The sequence below is a fragment of the Pseudomonas sp. GW531-T4 genome (genome assembly GCF_017349615.1).
Lineage (GTDB): Bacteria > Pseudomonadota > Gammaproteobacteria > Pseudomonadales > Pseudomonadaceae > Aquipseudomonas > Aquipseudomonas chlororaphis_I.
The window spans coordinates 33063-51505 of the sequence record NZ_JACMZT010000046.1; the positions used below are offsets into that span (position 1 = coordinate 33063).

8 protein-coding genes are annotated in these 18443 nt (G+C 58.1%); 1 reads left to right on the plus strand and 7 read right to left on the minus strand.

Annotated elements, in window-relative coordinates:
• Window position 1 precedes the first annotated feature (1 nt).
• Window positions 2-1129 carry a merozoite surface protein 3b gene (locus tag J4D28_RS26255; RefSeq protein WP_103331645.1) on the minus strand — a complete coding sequence of 376 codons (1128 nt, stop codon included), beginning with the start codon at window positions 1127-1129 and terminating at the stop codon, window positions 2-4.
• 716 nt (window positions 1130-1845) lie between these two features.
• Between J4D28_RS26255 and J4D28_RS26260 the strand changes: the two genes are divergently transcribed.
• On the plus strand, window positions 1846-2118 hold the full coding sequence (locus J4D28_RS26260) for a hypothetical protein (protein ID WP_016702305.1): 273 nt from the start codon (window positions 1846-1848) through the stop codon (window positions 2116-2118).
• A 156-nt stretch (window positions 2119-2274) separates the two neighbouring features.
• Here J4D28_RS26260 and J4D28_RS26265 read toward each other — a convergent pair whose 3' ends face one another.
• From J4D28_RS26265 to J4D28_RS26290, 6 genes are all read right to left on the minus strand, one after another.
• Window positions 2275-2685 carry a contact-dependent growth inhibition system immunity protein gene (locus tag J4D28_RS26265; RefSeq protein ID WP_016702306.1) on the minus strand — a complete coding sequence of 137 codons (411 nt, stop codon included), beginning with the start codon at window positions 2683-2685 and terminating at the stop codon, window positions 2275-2277.
• Between the two features lie 211 nt (window positions 2686-2896).
• The gene (locus tag J4D28_RS26270) at window positions 2897-3535 is read right to left on the minus strand and encodes a hypothetical protein (RefSeq protein ID WP_028681971.1); all 639 of its coding nucleotides are present in this window, start codon (window positions 3533-3535) and stop codon (window positions 2897-2899) included.
• A 420-nt stretch (window positions 3536-3955) separates the two neighbouring features.
• Window positions 3956-4144, minus strand: coding sequence for a hypothetical protein (locus J4D28_RS26275; RefSeq protein ID WP_100208957.1), 189 nt, complete (start codon window positions 4142-4144; stop codon window positions 3956-3958).
• Window positions 4145-4650: 506 nt separating this feature from the next.
• Window positions 4651-5016, minus strand: a complete 366-nt coding sequence (locus J4D28_RS26280; protein WP_016702309.1) for a hypothetical protein — start codon at window positions 5014-5016, stop codon at window positions 4651-4653.
• Between the two features lie 9 nt (window positions 5017-5025).
• On the minus strand, window positions 5026-5457 hold the full coding sequence (locus J4D28_RS26285) for a hypothetical protein (protein WP_080577937.1): 432 nt from the start codon (window positions 5455-5457) through the stop codon (window positions 5026-5028).
• The coding region (locus tag J4D28_RS26290; RefSeq protein WP_207246481.1) for a hemagglutinin repeat-containing protein at window positions 5457-18443 on the minus strand (12987 nt) is incomplete at its 5' end. The genes J4D28_RS26285 and J4D28_RS26290, both read right to left, overlap by 1 nt.

Below are 18443 nucleotides of genomic sequence, written 5' to 3' on the forward strand. Positions count from 1 at the left end.
CTCAGAGCCCCTTTTGCAGGAGCGCGCTGAAGCGACGCTTGCTGTCCTCGGTAATCGACTCGATCTCGGCGGCCGCCGAAGCGGACTCCTTGCGCAGCTCCTGGATCAGGCTCAGGCTGCTGGCCTGGAAGTCGACCACCGCCTCGGCCAGGGCCTTGACCGAACTGACTTTCAGGTTGGTCCCGTAGCCCGCTTTGAGCGCGGCCTCGAGCTGCTCCCCGCCGACCTTGGCCTGGGCCTCGAGGCTGGAGTTTATGCCGTCGTTCATGGCATTGAGGGTCTGGGTGACCTCGGCCAACCCGCCGGACGACGTGAAGCCCGCCGCCAGGCCGGTGAGCACGATTTCATTGGTGGCGAAAAAGCTCACGGCGCGCTGATACAGGCGCTCCTTCACCGAGTGGTACTGGCTCAAGCGCGCGAACACCAGCTCGGCCGCGTTGTAGCCCGCCTTCAGCTGATCGGCGATGTCGGTGATGATCTGGTAGCGCTTGTCCTCGTCCTGCAGATTGCGCAACGCCACATCCCGCGCCAGCTCCAGCTTCACCCGCTCGGCCGCCTCCAGCTCGGCCACCTCCAGCGCCGTACCGGCGTCCGCCAGGGTTTTACGCCCGGCATCGAGCTGCGCCTGGGCCACTTTCTGCACCTCACAGGCATCGACCTCGGCCGTCTTCATGGCCAGGCGATAATCCTGGTAAGCCTCGAGAATCAGGGTTTCCAGCTGGATCTGCTCATTGGCCGACTTGGCCACCGCCAGATAATTCTTGCGAATGTCCTCGAAGCGATCCGGAATCGAGCCACGGCGCATGTTCAGCCAGGTCAGCTGGATCCGCTCGGAGAATTGCAGCTTGCCGTCGGCCATCCACTCCATCATCTGCTGCGCGTCGGCCTGAATCGAGTCGAAACTGGCGGCGATGTCGGCATACCGGGTACTGATATCCATGCTCTGCAGCTTGTCGCGTACCGAGGCATTAAAGACCGTGGACTGTTGCAGGGTCGCGGCGATATTGGTCACCCGGTTGGCGTCATACACCGACACCTTGTCCAGCAGCGCCAGCACGGGTGCATCCTGGGTGGGAAAGTTGATACCGACCGAGCGGAGGGCAGACATGGAGCGTTCGAGGTAGTTCATAGGCGTATTCCCAGTGTGGAGCCTTGGTTCAAAAGCTCCATCATCCTTTGACAGGTGAATAGGCGAAGGGGCTTCCACCCCTCGGAATCAGGTACAGACAGGAGCATCGAAAGCACCGCGCAAAAGCGATGCCGTCTGGAAATCAGGAGGCTATGCGTGCACATCCCGCGCAAGCCGTGACAAGAGACCGACCGCAGCCGGAACCGCTGAAACAGCCGCCACAGGCCCTGCCGAACGGATGTGCGCGCCGAATGGTAACAGAGCTTGGGGCCGAAAGTTCTCGTCTGAGCCCAGTGCTTTTAGCAAAGTGCCAGTATTGCCCGAAACCTTTTGCGGGAAGCCGTACTCTGGAAAACGCACGGGGTGTTTTATTGGGTATTGGAGCTGCCCGCCAAGCCGACAGCTTCCTTCTGGGCTAATCAGAAAAGCCCTACAGCCTGCTGTGCACTCACCTTATTCCCGCCAACCACAGTGCGATTTACAGTCGGTGGGTCGCCCAGATGGCGACCGGGTTTGGCGACCTGGGGAATGGTGTGCAAAAGATTTCTAATTACAGAAGCTTTTGCGCATGCAAAGCTGCTTTACGGCAGTTGTGCGCGGGAGGCCTTCGGGCCTGTCGGTTTTCCATTCCCGGCTCGCCAACCCGCGTACAGCTGCCACCTTTCGTTTGGCGACGTTTGAGTGATAGCTCTTTTCAACTGAATGGAGTTACACATATGAACCGCTACATGCCCATTACCGGCCACGACTGCAACATTCCCTACCTGCTGATCGACACCCAGGCACCTGTCGATGTGCTGCACGATGCAGCGGCTTATCGCATTCGTGCGGTGACTCAGTTGTTGGAAAACTTTGTGGAACCTGAAAATGCTAGAAGCCACCCTATGGTTCTTCAGGAGTTGACGTTGGTCTGCACTATTCTGTTGCGTGACGGTTGCGATCTTCTAGATGTAACAGGGCGAAAATTACAGGAACAGATTTCAGCCTAAGCAATAGCGGGCGATCTTAAAGTCGCCCGCTTGGCCTTTCGAGCTTTAACGCCTTCAATTGTGAGTTCCCCATGCCCATTTTTAAAACTAATCAGACCTTAGCATCACCCGGCCTGTGTTCTGGATTAGACTACACGAGCTAAATGACCATCAAACCTATTCAATCAATACCTCTCGCAATTTAACTTCCAACCCCTTAGCCACAAGCAATGTCTCAGGCTCCTCACTCAGTAAATATTCACCATTAACAAGAACAGATAAAAGCCTTTGAGCCAAAAGCTCATTATCAGACCAATAGATCAATGGCAAATCATTGATCAGGGCCAGCAACTCCCCATCATCAAAGAAACCTGAGAGCAGGTCTTTGGATAGAACATCAACGGCAATTGGCAGTAATTCAAGTGAGAATAAATCCTGCCTCAAAGCCCGACATAGATCCTCAAGCCCAAGTTCCTCAATAGGGATATCGAGAGCGGACAAGTACCACTGAGTCAAGGACGAAGGTTCGCGTTCCGGCTCCCACTTAGACCCCATAGCGGCCGCTATTGAACGAAATGTCTTTTTCATATCTCCACTATATTGAGCAGATGTTTGAGATTCCTCGCCAGCTCCAATCGATATAACAGCGCCTTACCGACACATCACTCAAACTTCCCTTTATTGATTGCACCAGAAGTTTGAGCATCCTTACCACCGAACAGCTCTACAGTAGGCTTCGGTAGTCCAATAGTACCTTTTGCACCGGAGCCGACCTGAGCCTTGCCTCCCGCTTACTGGGTCAACCCTGTACTGTTGGTCTGAAATCATCAATCGTCTTGTTTTTTTCTTTCAATAGAGACATGACGAACTCAGGATCAAAACCCATCAATAATTCGATAGCATCATAAATCTTCCAACGATGTATTTCTGGATGATCAATTATCGAAACAAGATGCTGTTTAATAGGAAGTACATACTCCAGATATCTTTCACGCTTCACGAAAGCAAAAGCATCGGCTATTTCAAAAGGTTTGCTGCCCGCCAACGCTATGATTTTCGACAAGGGTGAGTAGACCTGGGTTCTCGCCACCTCTCTTTCCCCCCTGTCAGCCATATTGGCAAAATACATGGTCACTGCCATAAGTATCTGACGATAAGTATCATCGTATCCATGCAGCCTATGAGAATAGATGCCTTCGATAATTTCGGGTCTTTCCATGTTCTTCTCCAAGGCAATCAAGCCTTCATGGACCCCCCAACTGGTCAATAACTTCGCAGCCAGGAAGCGCACCACGTCATTATCTGCGTGACGAAGCAAATCCATCACAGCATCCATTCTTTCCTGCGGAATATCCTCCGGGTCCAAGTCTCCTGCATCAGCTGCATAATCTGCATGCTCCGGAATGCTATTAAGCAGGTCGTTTGTTTTCCGATCCATGACAAATACCTATTTATCGATAAATTTAATATAGCCGGCCGGGACACAGCCCTTGATCAAGCACTCGCCATCACGCGTGGCGTTGCTCAAGTCTGCCTCTGCCCTCGTCAATGAAGTCTCATTTTTCGTGGAGGGGTTGTTCGTGTATTTCTCCCGTGCCGCATCTACCTTTGATTGCAACTCGGCCGTGACTTCACGGTTGCTCAAGAACCTAGTGTTTGGCAATACACCGGAATCAATATCCTGCTGCAATCGCTTCACGTCGATTTCGATTTGATGTGTGCCGTAGTTCTTAGGATTCGAGGCAGCGCTCGGGTCGGTTACGGAGATGTTTTGCGGGGCTTTAGGTAACTAAGAATTTTAGAGTTAAATCATGAAGGGCGTCTGGTGATTACGGCAAGACAAATACAACACCCCAGTTCAAGAGCTGAGGTTGCCCTGCCCTGAAAATACTTGACGAACATATTGGGTTAATCCGACCAAGTCTTCAAAAGAAATAGGGCCAAACTCCGGCTCATATTCAGAAAGATAGTCCTCAGGCGACAAACCCAAAGCCCCAGCCTTAGTCTCTACCTCTTTAATTCGCGCAGGCTCTATCACCCAATTCATGCCAGGAAACGCATGGCGCTCATACCCTGTCAAGACCCAATCTATCAGACCTTTATATAAACTAACCGCCCCCCTCAAAGTAGAAACAATACGATCATCCTCTCTTCCAAATCGAAAGGATACATACGGAGGAAGACTCGAGCGATCCTATCTTTCAAAGTGATCTTTCACCCACACCTCTGGCTTGCGCTGCCTATACTCAAGCGCACTCAAATCATAAAGTACATTCAGCAACTCACCTTCTGCATCTAAAACCCTAACAAGGATCATTATTGCAGCCCTTTAACCTTATCCGATATCAATATTCCATCAGAATTGATATTTCTGATATGTTGCTCCCAATCGTTTTACAGCATCCTTGGTTATTCGCTCGACATACCGCTCCATTGACTGGCGTACCATCTAGCTTGAAAAGCCTACTAATCTGGCCAGCATTTGCCTGCCCCCCTCCAAAAGATTACTTGCATTACATGGTACGGACGGAGGATTGACTCCTTTTGCACCAACTACCCAAAGCGCTTAATCAAATACTCCCTATATCTTTTGGGTGAGGCATCAATCAACCTCGCAACATTTTGTCCACCGACAGAATACACATCAACTACAGCCTCAACAAAGTAATACTGCTCCCCTGGCAACTCGCTCAGAACTTCACTATTCGATTCAACAAAGAAAATCATTTCTTCAAAAGATCGAAGATGGGCAAGGTAGCGAGCGATCTCCTCGTATGCTGATATATACAAATTGCTTTCTATAACTCCCTGAACACCATCAAACCCCTCAAGTATTTCAAGAAGTTCCCCCTCAGAAACAAGACACAAAGAGAGCAACCAATTCACAAAGCCAGCAAATACCTTAGCGCTTGAGTGCATTATTCAAGTCTAAACATCATTACTTACATCTACATTCTCAGAAACACTCACCGATAACACATGAAGAACATTTTTAATTTCATCCGGCAATTCCTGAAACTTTTTAAACCCTTTAGGCCTAGCTATCAGCTTATAACCAGCATCACTCACATCGTAACTAAACAAACCTCTTTTCGCCATTTCCACAAACGACTGCAAATAACGATCACGCTGAGCAGCAGAATTAAATTCCTGCAAATTTCTTTCAACAACTTCAAACTCAAAACCATCAGTCAACGAATAAAAATAATCATAAATAACTTCATATTCAAAAACTGACTTCCTTATCGCTACAGGAACAAATCCTCGGCCTCCACTCGCAAAATGCGCAAGCAGCCCATCTTGGCAGCAAGCAAACCAATCCAAATCATTAGTTTCTAAAAACTCATCATCCATCTCCATCATTCCGCTCCAAAAATATTAGTACAGTTTTCACAACGAGGAACAACCTCTCCCGTTCTTGGACGAATAGCAGGAGTAAATTTAATATCGTTAAGCTTAAGAGCAGGATTACTCAAAAGCAGTTCATTAGCAGCTCTAAACTCAGCACAACGCCCTAGAGTGTTTCCACATGCAGTTTTAACACCCAAGCCTCCCAACTTATCTGCATACATCTGTAATTCAGGTGCAATTTTAGTCGGTACTTTCCCGCTGGACATGGTGACTATTTTTCCTGTCAATGGATCTACGGCACCAATCGCGGTTGGCGGTTTATATTTATCAAACGTCCTGATGTATTGCTCTAATTGTTTACTAGCATCATCTAGGAGCTTAGCTGTTCCTCCTCCCACGCTTGTACCGAAGCTTGCATCATTAGCTGCAGCTTTGCCAGTACCTACAGTTTTCGTTTCCCCAGACACCAAGTCGAGTGCTGCTCCCTTCGCAGCTTCACCACCTGATGATCGAGTTTCAGGAACAGCCGCCTTAACCCCATAGAAACCTGCAAGGGTTGAAGTCACTGCCTGCAGGGTCATCGCCAAGTCATAACGCTGCTCAATTTCCTCTCGACTTCTCCCCGACTCTTTAACGATTGCGGTTATAGCAGAGTCCCGGGTAATGCTCCCAGAATCTAACCCTCTCAATACCCTCTCAACGTTAGCAGCGTCGTTCGGAAACAAATCTTTATAAAGCAGTGAATAGCTAACATTTTGACCATATTGCGCTAACGCACTATTTGCCAACGCAACTAGACGTCCACACTCCGCTCCAGCCTTATTGCCCGCAGTACAAGCTGCACGGATTGCAGAATCTCTATCTTGGTCAAGCTTGTTTATAGCTACTAATTCTTTGACTTCCTCAGATGTAATTGTGCCTTGACGCTCTTTAGCTAATAGATCTTTCTTTTTCTGAGCCTCGCGCACACTAAGATAATTATTCTCAACCGCATTCTTCCCAACCTGAGCCGCCGCCACCGCATTCAGCGCATCCTTGCCCACAGCAGAGCCCGCAATACCCGCCGCCAATGTCGACAATACGGAGATCGTTTGCTTCTGCTCCGGCGTCAGCTCTTCGTTGCTGACGTCGCCATACAGCTGGCTGCGGATCAACTTCGCCGTGACCTCAGCGGCTACAGCGCCACCTGCCCCTGCCAGTGCCGAGTTACCGCCGGCCCTGGCCAGCACTGCGCCCAGCACCGCGTGAGCCATGAGGTTCGCGGCGGCATCGCCCTCGGTCATTTCCTTCACTGTCCGTGCCAGATACGGCGCCGCTGCCCCCGCAGCGGCCGCTCCGATATTCCCACCTGCAATCCCCTGCACGATGGCCGACACAACCTGGGTGGTGCGCTGGAAGCTGCTTCCCACACCGTAATCTTGCTGGACCTGCTGCCTTACCTGATCGGTTGTCGGGTTGACGATCCCCTTGTCCAGTAACTTTTGCCGCGCCGTTTTCGCCGTGTCGCTATTGGCATCTTCTGCCTCGCGGATTTTGTCTGTAGCGATGGTATTGCCAATGCTTTGCGCCAGCGCCACCGAACTGGTGATCAGCTCCATACGCTCGCGCATGGCCTTTTCATCGGGTTTGTCGAGTTTCTTGTTGGCATTGGCCGTGTCGCGATTGAGGCCAACCAAGTCATTGGCGCCCTCAGGATTGCGCACGATAATCGTGCCCTCGCTGACCGCTGACTGGGTCCGGCTATGGTCCGACTCATTGAGCGCCATGCCCATCGGAGCCCCCAGTGTCGTGCCTCCCGAGCCACTGGAAACACTGGCGCTGGCCGATGTGCTTTTGATTTCGCTGGTGTTCTTGATGTCGCTGAGCAGCAACCGATCAGTGATCAGCAGGTTCTTGTCGGCAGAGGCCTCACTCGCGATGACGGCGCCTTGCAAGGTGGTGTTCTTGCCGACATCGATCGTGTAGCCGCCCTTGCCCGCATACAGACCACTCTGGTCAGTGACCCCCTTGTAATCGCTGCTCATGTTGCCGGCGGACATGCTCCCGGACGCCGTGACCATCGAGCCGTAGCAGAACGGCGGTACGCAAATGCTCGCGCCAAAACCAGCGCTGCTTTGCTTGCTCTTCTGCGTCTCGGTGTCCTGCCGTGAAGCGATGTTGAGATTGCCGCCGACATCTGCCTGGATGCTGTCGGCATGTACCTGGGCGCCGGCCAAGGTCGTGTCCTTGCCGCTGTTCAGGACCAGTGCACCGGTTTCCAGCGTGCTGTTGACCTGAGTGACCGAGCTGCCCGAACCCATGCCTTTGGCGATCTGTGCCCCCAGGTCCAGGGTGAAACCGTTTTGCTCACCGATGTTGAAGCTGGCACCGATGCTGGTTTTGTTGTTTTTACTGTCGTTTTTTCTCTCAGTGGTGTTCTGCGCACTTTCCAGGGTGATGTCGTTTTTGGCCACCAGCGTGGTACTGCCTGCCTTCAGGTCGCTGCCCACCACATGGATATCGCCTTGGGTATCAGGTGCCTTACCCGTTGCCACGATAGACAGCTCTTTACCCACATTGAGCGTGCTTTGCTTGGCAGTTTCACTGGTGTATTCGCTGGTGCTCTTGCTGTGGGTATTGGCAAGCTCAGTACCGATTTTGATCAACGAACCATTGCTGGCCGTCCCACCTTGCTTGTCTTTGAAACCGGAACTCTGACCATTGGCATCCGAGGCGTACCCGCCAAGGTTGTAGGCATCCATGGCGACCTGGGCCAGCTTCACGGCCTTGAGGCGCGGGTCATCCGCCTCTTTTGCGGCCTTGACCCCATCACGAATACTCCGTGCAGTATCCACAACGGTGCCGCCGATCACACGCCCCACGGCAAGGCTCTTGGACTTGTCGGTAGAGCTCTGGCTAGCGCTCTCCATACCCGCGGTAATGGTGACATTGGAACCTTTAAGGGCCATATCCTTGGTGCTGACCAAATCACTGGCCACCACCTTCAACTCACGCCCCGCCTCAAGCTTCACACTGCCTTCGCTCGAACCCACGGTACTGCCGGTCAAGGTGGTTTGCGCCGCCTTGCCGGTGTGGTTACTGCTGCTGATCGACAAGTGCTGGTTGCCGGTGATGTCGTCCACGCCCAGGTTGTTGGCGGTGAGCACGCCCATCAGGTCGCGGTTTTTCTGCTTGTGCAACTCGCTACGGGTGAAGGTATTTTCAGCCGCGTCGATGGTCAGGTCATTGCCGGCCTGTACGCTCAGGTCTTTGGTGCTGACCAGCGCGGAACCAGTAACGGTGGCATCGTGCTTGGCAACCACGTCCACGGTGTTGCCGGAAATGATGCTGCCGACCGCCTTGGTCTGGGTTTCCGCCAGTTTGTCCTGGACCTTGCTGGCCTTCAGGCCGCCCCAGCTGCTTTTGCTTTTACTGCTCTCGTGGCGCGCGCTGTTGGAGTCGCTGACGGCCAGGATTTGCACGTCATTACCCGCCGTCAGCCGGGCAGCGCCTTTGTCTGCTGCGACTTCGCTGCCTTTGACCAACAAGTCGTTGCCAGCGATCAACACGCTGTTATTACCCGAGGTGACTGAACTGGCGATGTTGGTGGTGCTAGCCACCTCATCAAGCCGACTCTTCTTGCCCGACGAGCTCTTCTTGGTCTTGCTGTAGAAGCTGTAGTTGCTGTCTTCCGCGGACTCCAGCGCCAGGTTGCCGCCGGCCACCAGATACGCCTCGTCCCCCGCACTCACCCGGCTGGCAATCAGCTCCAGATCCTTGCCGGCACTCAGTGCCACGCTGCCACCCGCGGTCACCGCCGTGGAGACCTGGCTGACCTTGTCGGACTGGCCCTTGTACTTCTTGGAACTGGAGTACGAGTGCTGTTCGTCCGCCGCCGAGGCCAGGGTCAGGTTGCCGGTGGCGGCCATGGCGAGGTTGCGTTTGGCGTCGATCTGGCTGGCGATGGCCGACAGATCGCGGCCGCTGTTGATTGTCAGGTCGCGGCCGCTGGTGAGCACCGAGCCGTGCTGGCTGGTGCTGGTGTGCAGGGAGTTGGTCCGGGTCTCGTTGTCCTGCTGTTCGACTGCGGTAAGGTTGGCATCCCGGCCGGCGTTGATGGTGGTGTCGCGGGCGGCTTGCAGCACGCCAGCGGCGTTGTTGAAGTCACGACCGGCCTTGAGCGTCAGGTCGTTGGCGGCTTCGATACGCGCGGCGCTGTCGAGGAAGTCACGCCGTTGTTGCAGATCGCCGCCGCTGTTCTGGTGGCTGGTGACCGTGCGTTCGTTGATCAGGTCGCCATTGAGCGCGCTCAGGTTCACATCGCGACCGGCGATGATGCCGCCCGCCTTGTTCACCAGGTTGTTGCCCGCCAGCAGGTCCAGGCGATTGCCGGCTTCGATCAAGCCACTATTGACCAGGTCGTTGCCCGCCTTGGCCGAGAGGTTGTTGGTGGCGCGCAGGGTGCCTGCGTTGAGCAGGTCCTTGCCGGCGATCAGGCTGATGTCCTGCCCGGCGATCAGCGCGCCGTTGGCGGCCAGGCGGTTGTTGGCGTGGGCCATGTACAGCACCGGCACCAGCACGTTCTCGCCATTCACCTGATGCGATTCGAGCCAGACGATGTCGTGGGTCAGGGCCGCGACCTGCTCGGAGGTCAGCGAGGTGCCGATCGCCAGGTTGAGCTGCTGCTTGCTCTGCAGCGCGTTATCCATCAGGTACTTGAACAGTTTCTCGTCGGAGTTCTGGCCGTCGATGAAACGTTGGCCGGTGCGGGCGACCACCGCCTGCTGGATCAGCCGTTGTTCGTAGAAACCGTCGCCCAGGCGCTTCCAGCTGTTGTCGGGGTTGTAACCCAGGTTCGACAGCAGGTAGTCCGAGCTCATGAACTGTTTCTGGTTGGTCAGCACCGGGTTGGTTTCAACCAGGTATTTGTGCGCTTGAGGGGGATTGTCGAGCGTCGGGATGCCCTGGACCCGCACAATGCTGCCTTGCACCTGTTGCGCCGGGGTACGGCTGTACACCGGCCCCTGAGTAGCCGTTCCACTGTCCGTCGGGGTCGTGACGCTAATCGTCGGCAGACTGGCATCGACGCCAGGCTGCACCGCGCCAACCTGCGCCAGCTTGCGCTCAGTCGCCGCCACCGGGGCCAGCGAATCGATCTGGATCGCCCGCGCCTGACTCTGGGCCTGGTTCTGCTCGCGCTCGGCGAATCTCAGGCTGATGCTGCCCATGCTCCAGTCCATCGGTGCCGGGTTGCGCTGGGTCGCCGCGGTGTCGCCGGCTCCTTCGCTGCTCAGGCGGAACAGGCCGTGTTGCCCGACCGGCAACGTGAAGCCTGGCAGGGCCAAGGGGTTGACCTGCTGCTTGGCCAGGTCCGGCGGCAATTGCGAGTTGATGTAGATCGGCGTCGAATACTGACTGCCCGCCGAGGTGTCGCCGGTCTTCTTGCCACCACCGACATAGGCGTAATAACCACGTACCACGCCGTTGTCGATCTTCTCCGAGGCGTTGAGCTGGACGCTGGCGCCGGACTGGATAATGGCGTCGAAGTGCTTGCCGTCGCTGCTGTCCAGGGTCTTGGTACCGCCACCGGCCAGTTTTCGGGTACCGGTCATCAGGGCGTTGAACCGCGCCAGGTCGGCTTCGAAGGTACTGGAGGGCTTTGCGCCATTTTTGGCATTGAAGTCAGCCACCGCGGCGACCGCGCCCTGGTACTCATCCACGTGGTTGTATTTGATGGTGGTGGTTTCAATGTCCTGAGGCACCACCCCCTGGTTCTTGATGCTGACGGCATTGATCGCCAGGTTGCCGGAGGAAGCGATAACACTGCTTTCGTTGCTCAGCTCCTGGGCACCGATGTTCAGCTGCCCGCCGCTGGAGATACTGGAGGCCGCCGTACTGGCGGTCACCTGCAGGCGATCACGCTCGGTGAGCTGCCAGACCGCATTGCGCCGATTGCCATGTTTCTTGACATGGCATACGCCAAAGGGGCCGCACGGCAGTTCAGTGATTGCGGCGTAGTACTTCTCGTGTTCCGAGTAGGTGAGGATGTCCATGACGTTCTTCACGGTCATGGCGCGAATGGTCATGTCGCCCAGGCTTTCGATCGTGCCGGAGCGGTTTTCCAGCAGGCTCGACTGGGCCTGCCCGGCATTGGCGGCCACCAGCAGGCTGCCCATGCTGTAAACGTCGGCATAGCGATTGCTGAAGCTGTTGCCCAGCAACTGCATGTCGCCGCCGCTGAAGATCGAGCTGTGTTCGGCATCGCTGACACCGGAATTGAGCAGCGTCCCGAAATTGAGGGTCAGCGCCCCGGCGCTGCCGAGGGAGCCATAGTTATTGATCGCCCCGGCATTGACCGTCAGCCCCTGGGTGGAGCTCAGGCGTCCGCGATTGGTGAGCACCCCGCCGACATTGATCCGGGTGTTGCCACCACCGGCGATAGTCGCGGAGCCTGGCAGGTCGAGCTGGGCGGCGCCGAAGCTCATGTCGCCCAGGCTGGTCAATCGGCCGTTGCCACCGTAGGCACCGGACAGTTGCAGGCTCAGGCTGCCGTCACTGGCGATCAGGCCATCGTTGGTCCAGTTGCCGCCACCGCCTTCGAAGCTGTCGGAGGCCAGCAGTTGGCCGCTGGCACTCTGGTAGAAGTTGTTGACATTGACCTTCAGACGCCCGGCCTGGATGACGCTGGTGTTGCTCCACGAATCGGCCGCAAGGGTCAGCCCCCCTTGGGTGACCAGGGTGCCGCCCGCCCCGCTGACGTTGGCCATCGAGATATCGAATTGCCCTTTGCCGGAGTGCAGCAGGGTACCGCCGGCATTCTGCAAGCTCGTCGCGTTGAGGCCCAGGTCGGTACTGGCCACTTCGATGCGACCGTTACGGTTGTCCAGCAAGCCGCCGATCTGGAACAGGCTCTTGCCGCCGCTCCCTGCGGCCCGTAGCTGACCCTGAGCGTTGTCGATACTGGCCGCACGAATAAGCAGCGAGGTGTCACTCTCGATAACCCCCAAACGGTTATTCAATGCACCGCTCAAGCCGAGATCGATGCCTTGACCGGCGACCTGCCCGCCTTTGTCGCCGCCGTTGTCGAACGTAGTCGCAGTGACGCCAAGCTGGCCGCTGGCGTAAAGCCCGCCATTGCGGTTATCGAAGCCGGCGGTGTTGACGATGACATCGCCCTGGCGCGCGGCAATGCGGCCCCCGTTGTTGTTCAGCCCGGCCAAGGCACGCAGGTTCAAGCGCTGGGCTTCGATCACGCCACGCTGGCGTTGGTCGTTCAGGTCATAACCGTTGAGCAGCACGCCACTGATGTGGGTTTCAAGCGCGCCCTTGAGGCTCGACAGCACCCCGCCACGGTTGTCGACGCTGGCCGCGGTAATACTGACCGCGCCGTCCTGACCGATGACCTTGCCGCCCTGGTTGTTGAAGTCGCCGCTGATGTTCAGCGTCAGGCCGTTCTGGCTTTGCACCGCGGCCTTGCTGTTATCGAGGCTGGCAGCCGTCAGCTCAAGACCCGCATCACGGCTGTAAATCAAACCGCCCTGAGCATTCTGGACAGCTCCCGCGACACCCAGCGTGGCTTGCTGATTGGCCGCCACGGTGCCGTGGTCACGGTTGTCCAGGCTGTCGGCATTGAAGGTCAACAGATCCTGGCCGATCAGTTTGCCGCCGCGGTTATCGACGTGGGCCGCGTGCTTGAGTAACAAGGCCCCGTCACTGCTGAGGGTACCCAGGGCGTTGTCCAGGTTACCCGCCACATCCAGGGTCAGGGCACCTTTGGTCGCCAGGCTGCCGCCACTGTTGTCCAGGCTGCCGGCGCGCAGATCGACCGATTGCAACGCACTGAGGTTGCCGGCCTTGTTGTTCAAGGTTGCCGCCTTGAGATCAAGCGTGGCACCGCTGTCGAGCAGACCGCCGCCCGCGTTATTCAGCAGGCCGGCGACCGTGAGCGTCTGGCCGCCGACACTGGAGACCACCCCTTCGCCGCTGTTGTCCAGGCTCGCGGCGCTCAGTTTGAGCGTGCCATTGCTGGCCAGGGCGCCGGCGCCGCTGTTCAGCAGGGCGCCGCTGACATCAACGGCCAGGTTGCCCTCCTTGCTGGAGAGCGTCCCGTGGTTGCGGTTGTCCAGGCTCCCCGCCTCGACGGTCAGGCCCTTGATCCCCGACACCAGGCCATTGGCATTCAGCAACTGGCCGGACACGACACCCAGTGCCGCCTCACTGATCAACTTGCCTTGGCTGTTATCCAGCGTGCGGCCCGTCAGCGTGAAGCCTTGACGACTGGACAATGTCCCCTGCTGGTTCTTCAGGTCCTGCAGTTGCTTGATGCTCAACAAGCCTTTGGCATTCAGCTTGCCGAGGCTGTTGTCGAGATCGCCATTGGCCAGGTCCAGGGTCACCGCGCCGTCGCCCAACAGGCGACCGCCACGCTGCGTCAGCCCCGTGACCTTGAGGTTCATGTCACCCTTGGCCGATACCTCGCCGGCATCGCTCGAGTCCAACTGGTGCGCGGTCAGCTCCAGCGCGCCTTTACTGTTGATCAGCCCGCTGTCCGTGTTGTTCAGCGCCTTGGCCGACAGGTTCAGCCAGTCACCGGCCAGAACGGAACCGTGACGGTTGTTCAAGTCACCGCTGGCGATGCTCAAGCCGTTGATGGCGTTGATCAGCCCCTGGTCCTGGTTGGTCAATGACCCCTGTACCGTCAGTTTCAGCCCGGAACGGCTGGTCAATGCGCCGGCGCTGTTATCCAGGCTGGCGGCCTCTACCTCCAGCGCCGAGGCACCGATCTTGCCCTTGATGGAGCTGAGCGCCTGTTCGACCCGCAGGGTCAATGCCTGGTTGCCGAGCAACTGGCCGCCGTCGTTGTTCAGGCTCTTGGCGTTGAGTTCGTAGGTCGCGTCGCTGGAGATTTCGCCGTTGCGGTTATCGACGTCACTGAGGTTTTTCAGCAGCAGCGCACCCGGTGCGTGAATGAAGCCGCCCTGGTTGTTCAGCCGCCCCCGATTCAGGTCCAGGCTCAGGCTGGTGTTGCTGAACAGACTGCCGCCCTGCTGTTCGAGGCTGCTGACCTTCGCGGTCAGTGCCTTGTCACTGCCGATGCGCCCGGCCGCGTTGGTCAGTTTTGCCGCCGTCAGGTCCAGGGTGTCGCCACTGTCGAGGCTGCCGGCCTGGCTGTTATCGAAGTCACCGGTGGTGACCTGTACCGCGCCCTTGCCGCTGATCACGCCTTTGTGGCTGTTGTCCAGGCTGGCGCTGCGCAACTGCACGCCGCCCTCGCTCACCAGCTTGCCGCCCACGTTGGTCAAGGCGCCACGAGCGCCGAGGTCCAGCGCAGCAGCGCTCATGAGACGACCGTCGCTGTTGTCCAGGGCTGCCGCAGCCACATCAAGGGTGCTCTGGCTATCGATCAGCCCTTGGTTGTTTTGCAGGTCGCCCTTGAGGGTGAGGTCCAGGCCTTGCTGGCTTTTGATTTTCCCACTGCGGTTATCGATACGCCCGCCCGTGATCGTCAGGTCGGCCAGCGCATTGATAAAGCCGGCAGCCTGGTTGATCACCTCATCGACCTTGAGCGTCAGCCTGTCATGGGCCTCGACCAGACCCTGGTCGCTGTTATCCAGCTGCTTGCCTGTCAAGCTCAGACCGGCCTGGGTAGAAAGCTCGCCGCCTCGGTTATCGAGCGTATCGACCTTGAGTTTCAGCGCTTTTGTCGCCCCTACCAGACCGCCTTGGCGGTTATCCAGGCTCGCCCCCGTCAGGTCCAGCGCGCCAGTGGCGATCAACTTGCCGCCCTGGTTGTCCAGGGTGCCGATGTGCGCGGTCACATCCTGTTTGCCGGAGATATCGGCAGCGCGGTTGTCCAGGCTGGCGGCGGTGAGCAGCAACGCGCCGTCGGCAACAACGGTGCCGCGCTGGTTAGCAAAAGCCGTATCGACCTTCAGGTCCAGGTCACCGGTCGTGCTGAGCAGGCCATCCGTGTTGTCCAGGCTGGCGCTGTGGCTGTCGATGGAACTGGCGCTGACCAGGCCCTTCACGTTGTTCAGGGCCTCGGCGATGCGCAGTGTCAGCCCCTGGTCACTGATCAGTTTGGCACCGTTGTTGTCCAGGCTTTGCGCTTTCAGGCTGAAAGCCCGGGCGCTGGAAATCTCACCCTTTTGGTTGTCGACACCCTTCAGGTTCTTGAGCAGCAGGGCTCCCGGCGAATGGATGTAGCCGCTCTGGTTATTGAGCTGTCCGTTGTTCAGGTCCAGGCTCAGGGCGGCCTCGCTGAACAGCTCCCCGTGTTGCTGATCGAGCCCGGTCACGCTGGCCGTGAGGTCCTGTGCGCTGCTGATGCTGCCATCGGCGTTATTGACCTGGGTGGCGATCAGGCCAAGTCTGCTTTCACTGCGCAGGCTTCCACCCTGGCTGTTGTTGAAGGTCGTCGCGGTGATTTGCGTGGCGTGCTTGCCGGACAGCAGGCCCTTCTGGCTGTTATCGAGAGGGCCACTGGCAACAGTCAGGCCCTTCTCGGACTTGATGGAGCCGCCCTGATTGAGCAGTTCGCCACGGCTGGTGATCGACAGGTCTTCCACGCTCTCGATACGGCCGGCGGTGTTCGTCAGTTTGCTGGTGCCCAGGGTCAAGGAGCGGTCGCTGTGGACCCGCCCGCGGGTGTTGTCGAGCCCACCGGCCAGGGTGATCTGCAGCCCGTTGTGGCTGTCGATCTCGCCATCGGTGTTATCCAGGCTCTGGCTGTTCAGCGTCGTGGTGCCCTTGCCCTGGATCAGCCCCTTGCTCTGATTGATAAGACGGGCAACCTTCAGCTGCAGATCGCCACCGACCAGGACTCTGCCGCCGTCACTGTTGTCGAGTTGCTGGCCGGCAATTTCAGTGGTGATTCCGCTGGACAGTTTTCCGGCGCGGTTGTCGATGCCCTGAACCTCGAGCTTCAGCGCTTTTGTCGCCGCGACCAGGCTGTTGTCACGGTTGTCGAGAACACTGCCGATCAGCGTCAGGTTGCCTTGCGCCACCAGGGTGCCGCCCTGCTGTTGGAGGGTGTCGACAGTCGCATGTACGTCGCCTTGGCTGGCGATCCGCCCCAAGGCGTTTTGCACGTTCTGGGCCTTCAGCGTCACCGGGCCAACGGCGCTGAGCAAGCCGCCGCGGTTGTCCAGGTGGGTACCGGTCAGGCCGATCCCTGCCTGGCTGGTGATCACGCCTTTGTCGCGATTGTCGAGTTGGCGCACATCGAGCTGCAGGTGCTTGTCGGCGCGTACCTTGCCCCCGCGGTTGTCCAGCAAAGCCGTGTCCAGGGTCAGGCGATCCTGGCCGGTCAGGCTGCCGCCACGGTTGTCGAGACTGCCAGCCTGCAGGTCCACTACACCCTTGGCGCCCAGGTCTCCTGCGCTCTGGTTATCGAACAGGCCCGCGATCCGCGTGGTCAGGCTGCCATCGCTGGCCAGGCTGCCGGCATGGCGGTTATCCAGGCTGGCGGCGCTGATGCTCACACGCTTGGCGGAACCCAGGACACCGCCCTGGTTGTTCAGGGCGCCGCTCAAACCGATGTTCAATGCCACGTCACCGCTGACCTGACCGTCGCTGTTGTCCAGGCTGTTGGCCGTCAGGGTGGTGATGCCGGCGCTGGAGACTTCGCCATCGTGGTTATTCAGATGGCCCAATGTGGCGCTGAGATTGCCGTCGCCGCTGATCAGGCCCCGGCCGTTGAGCACCTGACCGGCCTTGAGATCGATGCTGCCGCTGCTCAGCACCCGCCCCTTGCTCTGGTTATCCAGGGTCGCGGCGCTGACGTTGGCGCTCTGCCCGGCACTCAAGGTGCCGCCCTGGTTGCTCAGGGTTTGCACAGTGTTGACCGTCAGGTTACGGCTGGCGATCACGCTCTTGCCGCTGTTGTCGAGGTGCTGCGCGCTCAGGCTGACATCGCCATTGGCATTGCGGCTGTTGCCGGTTTCGATCCCGGCTTCGATGATGCCGCTGTTGCTCAGGCGGCCGCCGGCGCTCAGGCTGATGCTGTCGCGCGCAGTCAGGTTTTGTCGGTTATTCAGGTCGCCCTGGGTCCGCACATCGAGCGTGCTACCGGCATGGACCGGACCTTGGGCCTCCAGACTGGCCGCCTTGACCTTGATCGCCGTATTGGCCGAGGCCTGGACCATGCTCAGGTGACCGTTGGCATCGAGCTGGATATCGCCGCCACTGGCGATCAGCTTGCCGTCGAGTTTTACCCCCACGCCCGCTTCAGTTCCCACCAGCTTGATCGCCCCGGCATACATCCCGCCCAGGGCCGAAGAGTCGATCGCCAGTTCCGGCCTGGCGCTGCCGTCGTCGGCGCGGGCGGTGGCGTTCAGTGTCTGGGCGTTGACGTCGTTGCGCCCGGTGACGATGCTCAGGTTTTTCGCCTGGATCTCGGCGTTGATCTTGGCGCTGCGGGTGATGATTTCGAAGCGGTCGACGTTGCTGGCGTTGAGCGTCGCGCCCTCGATGGTCACCTGCCCCTGATCGACCTGATAACGGCTGAGCTGGCCGTTTTCGATCACCGGCTTGCCAGTGGTCAGGGTGGCTTTCGGGGTGTTGATGAAGCCGCAGCCATTGCAGCTGATGCCATAGGGGTTGGCGACGATCACATGGGCCGACTGCCCCGCCACTTCGGTGTAACCGCGCAGTTGGCTGGGGCTGCCACCGTTGACTTCGTTGAGGATGGTTTGCGCGGCGACGCCCTTGAGGTTCGGGTTGCCGACGATGATCCCGCCCAGCTGGGTGCTTTGCGTGCGGTCGGTGGCGTTGTTGAGGATCAGCCCCTGCTGGCCGACGTTGTAGTCGTGGAACTGGTTGTGCGACAGGCCGCTGCCATTGGGCGTGGCGATATTGACGATGGGCACGCCGTTGCCCGCTTGCCCCAGGCTGGTGCCCGGCGCGCTGACCACGATGCCTTCCGCCTGGGCCCACAGCGGTTGCCAGAACATGGCGTTGGCCAGGATGAACGCCAGGCCGCGCTTGGGCATGCCCCAGAAGTGCTCGCGGGTTTT

What these genes read in the sequence shown, in the direction of transcription:
- J4D28_RS26255 (WP_103331645.1), bottom strand. Translation starts at nt 1,129, where the DNA reads ATGAACTACCTCGAACGCTCCATGTCTGCCCTCCGCTCGGTCGGTATC.
- J4D28_RS26260 (WP_016702305.1), top strand. Translation starts at nt 1,846, where the DNA reads ATGAACCGCTACATGCCCATTACCGGCCACGACTGCAACATTCCCTAC.
- J4D28_RS26265 (WP_016702306.1), bottom strand. Translation starts at nt 2,685, where the DNA reads ATGAAAAAGACATTTCGTTCAATAGCGGCCGCTATGGGGTCTAAGTGG.
- J4D28_RS26270 (WP_028681971.1), bottom strand. Translation starts at nt 3,535, where the DNA reads ATGGATCGGAAAACAAACGACCTGCTTAATAGCATTCCGGAGCATGCA.
- J4D28_RS26275 (WP_100208957.1), bottom strand. Translation starts at nt 4,144, where the DNA reads ATGAATTGGGTGATAGAGCCTGCGCGAATTAAAGAGGTAGAGACTAAG.
- J4D28_RS26280 (WP_016702309.1), bottom strand. Translation starts at nt 5,016, where the DNA reads ATGCACTCAAGCGCTAAGGTATTTGCTGGCTTTGTGAATTGGTTGCTC.
- J4D28_RS26285 (WP_080577937.1), bottom strand. Translation starts at nt 5,457, where the DNA reads ATGGAGATGGATGATGAGTTTTTAGAAACTAATGATTTGGATTGGTTT.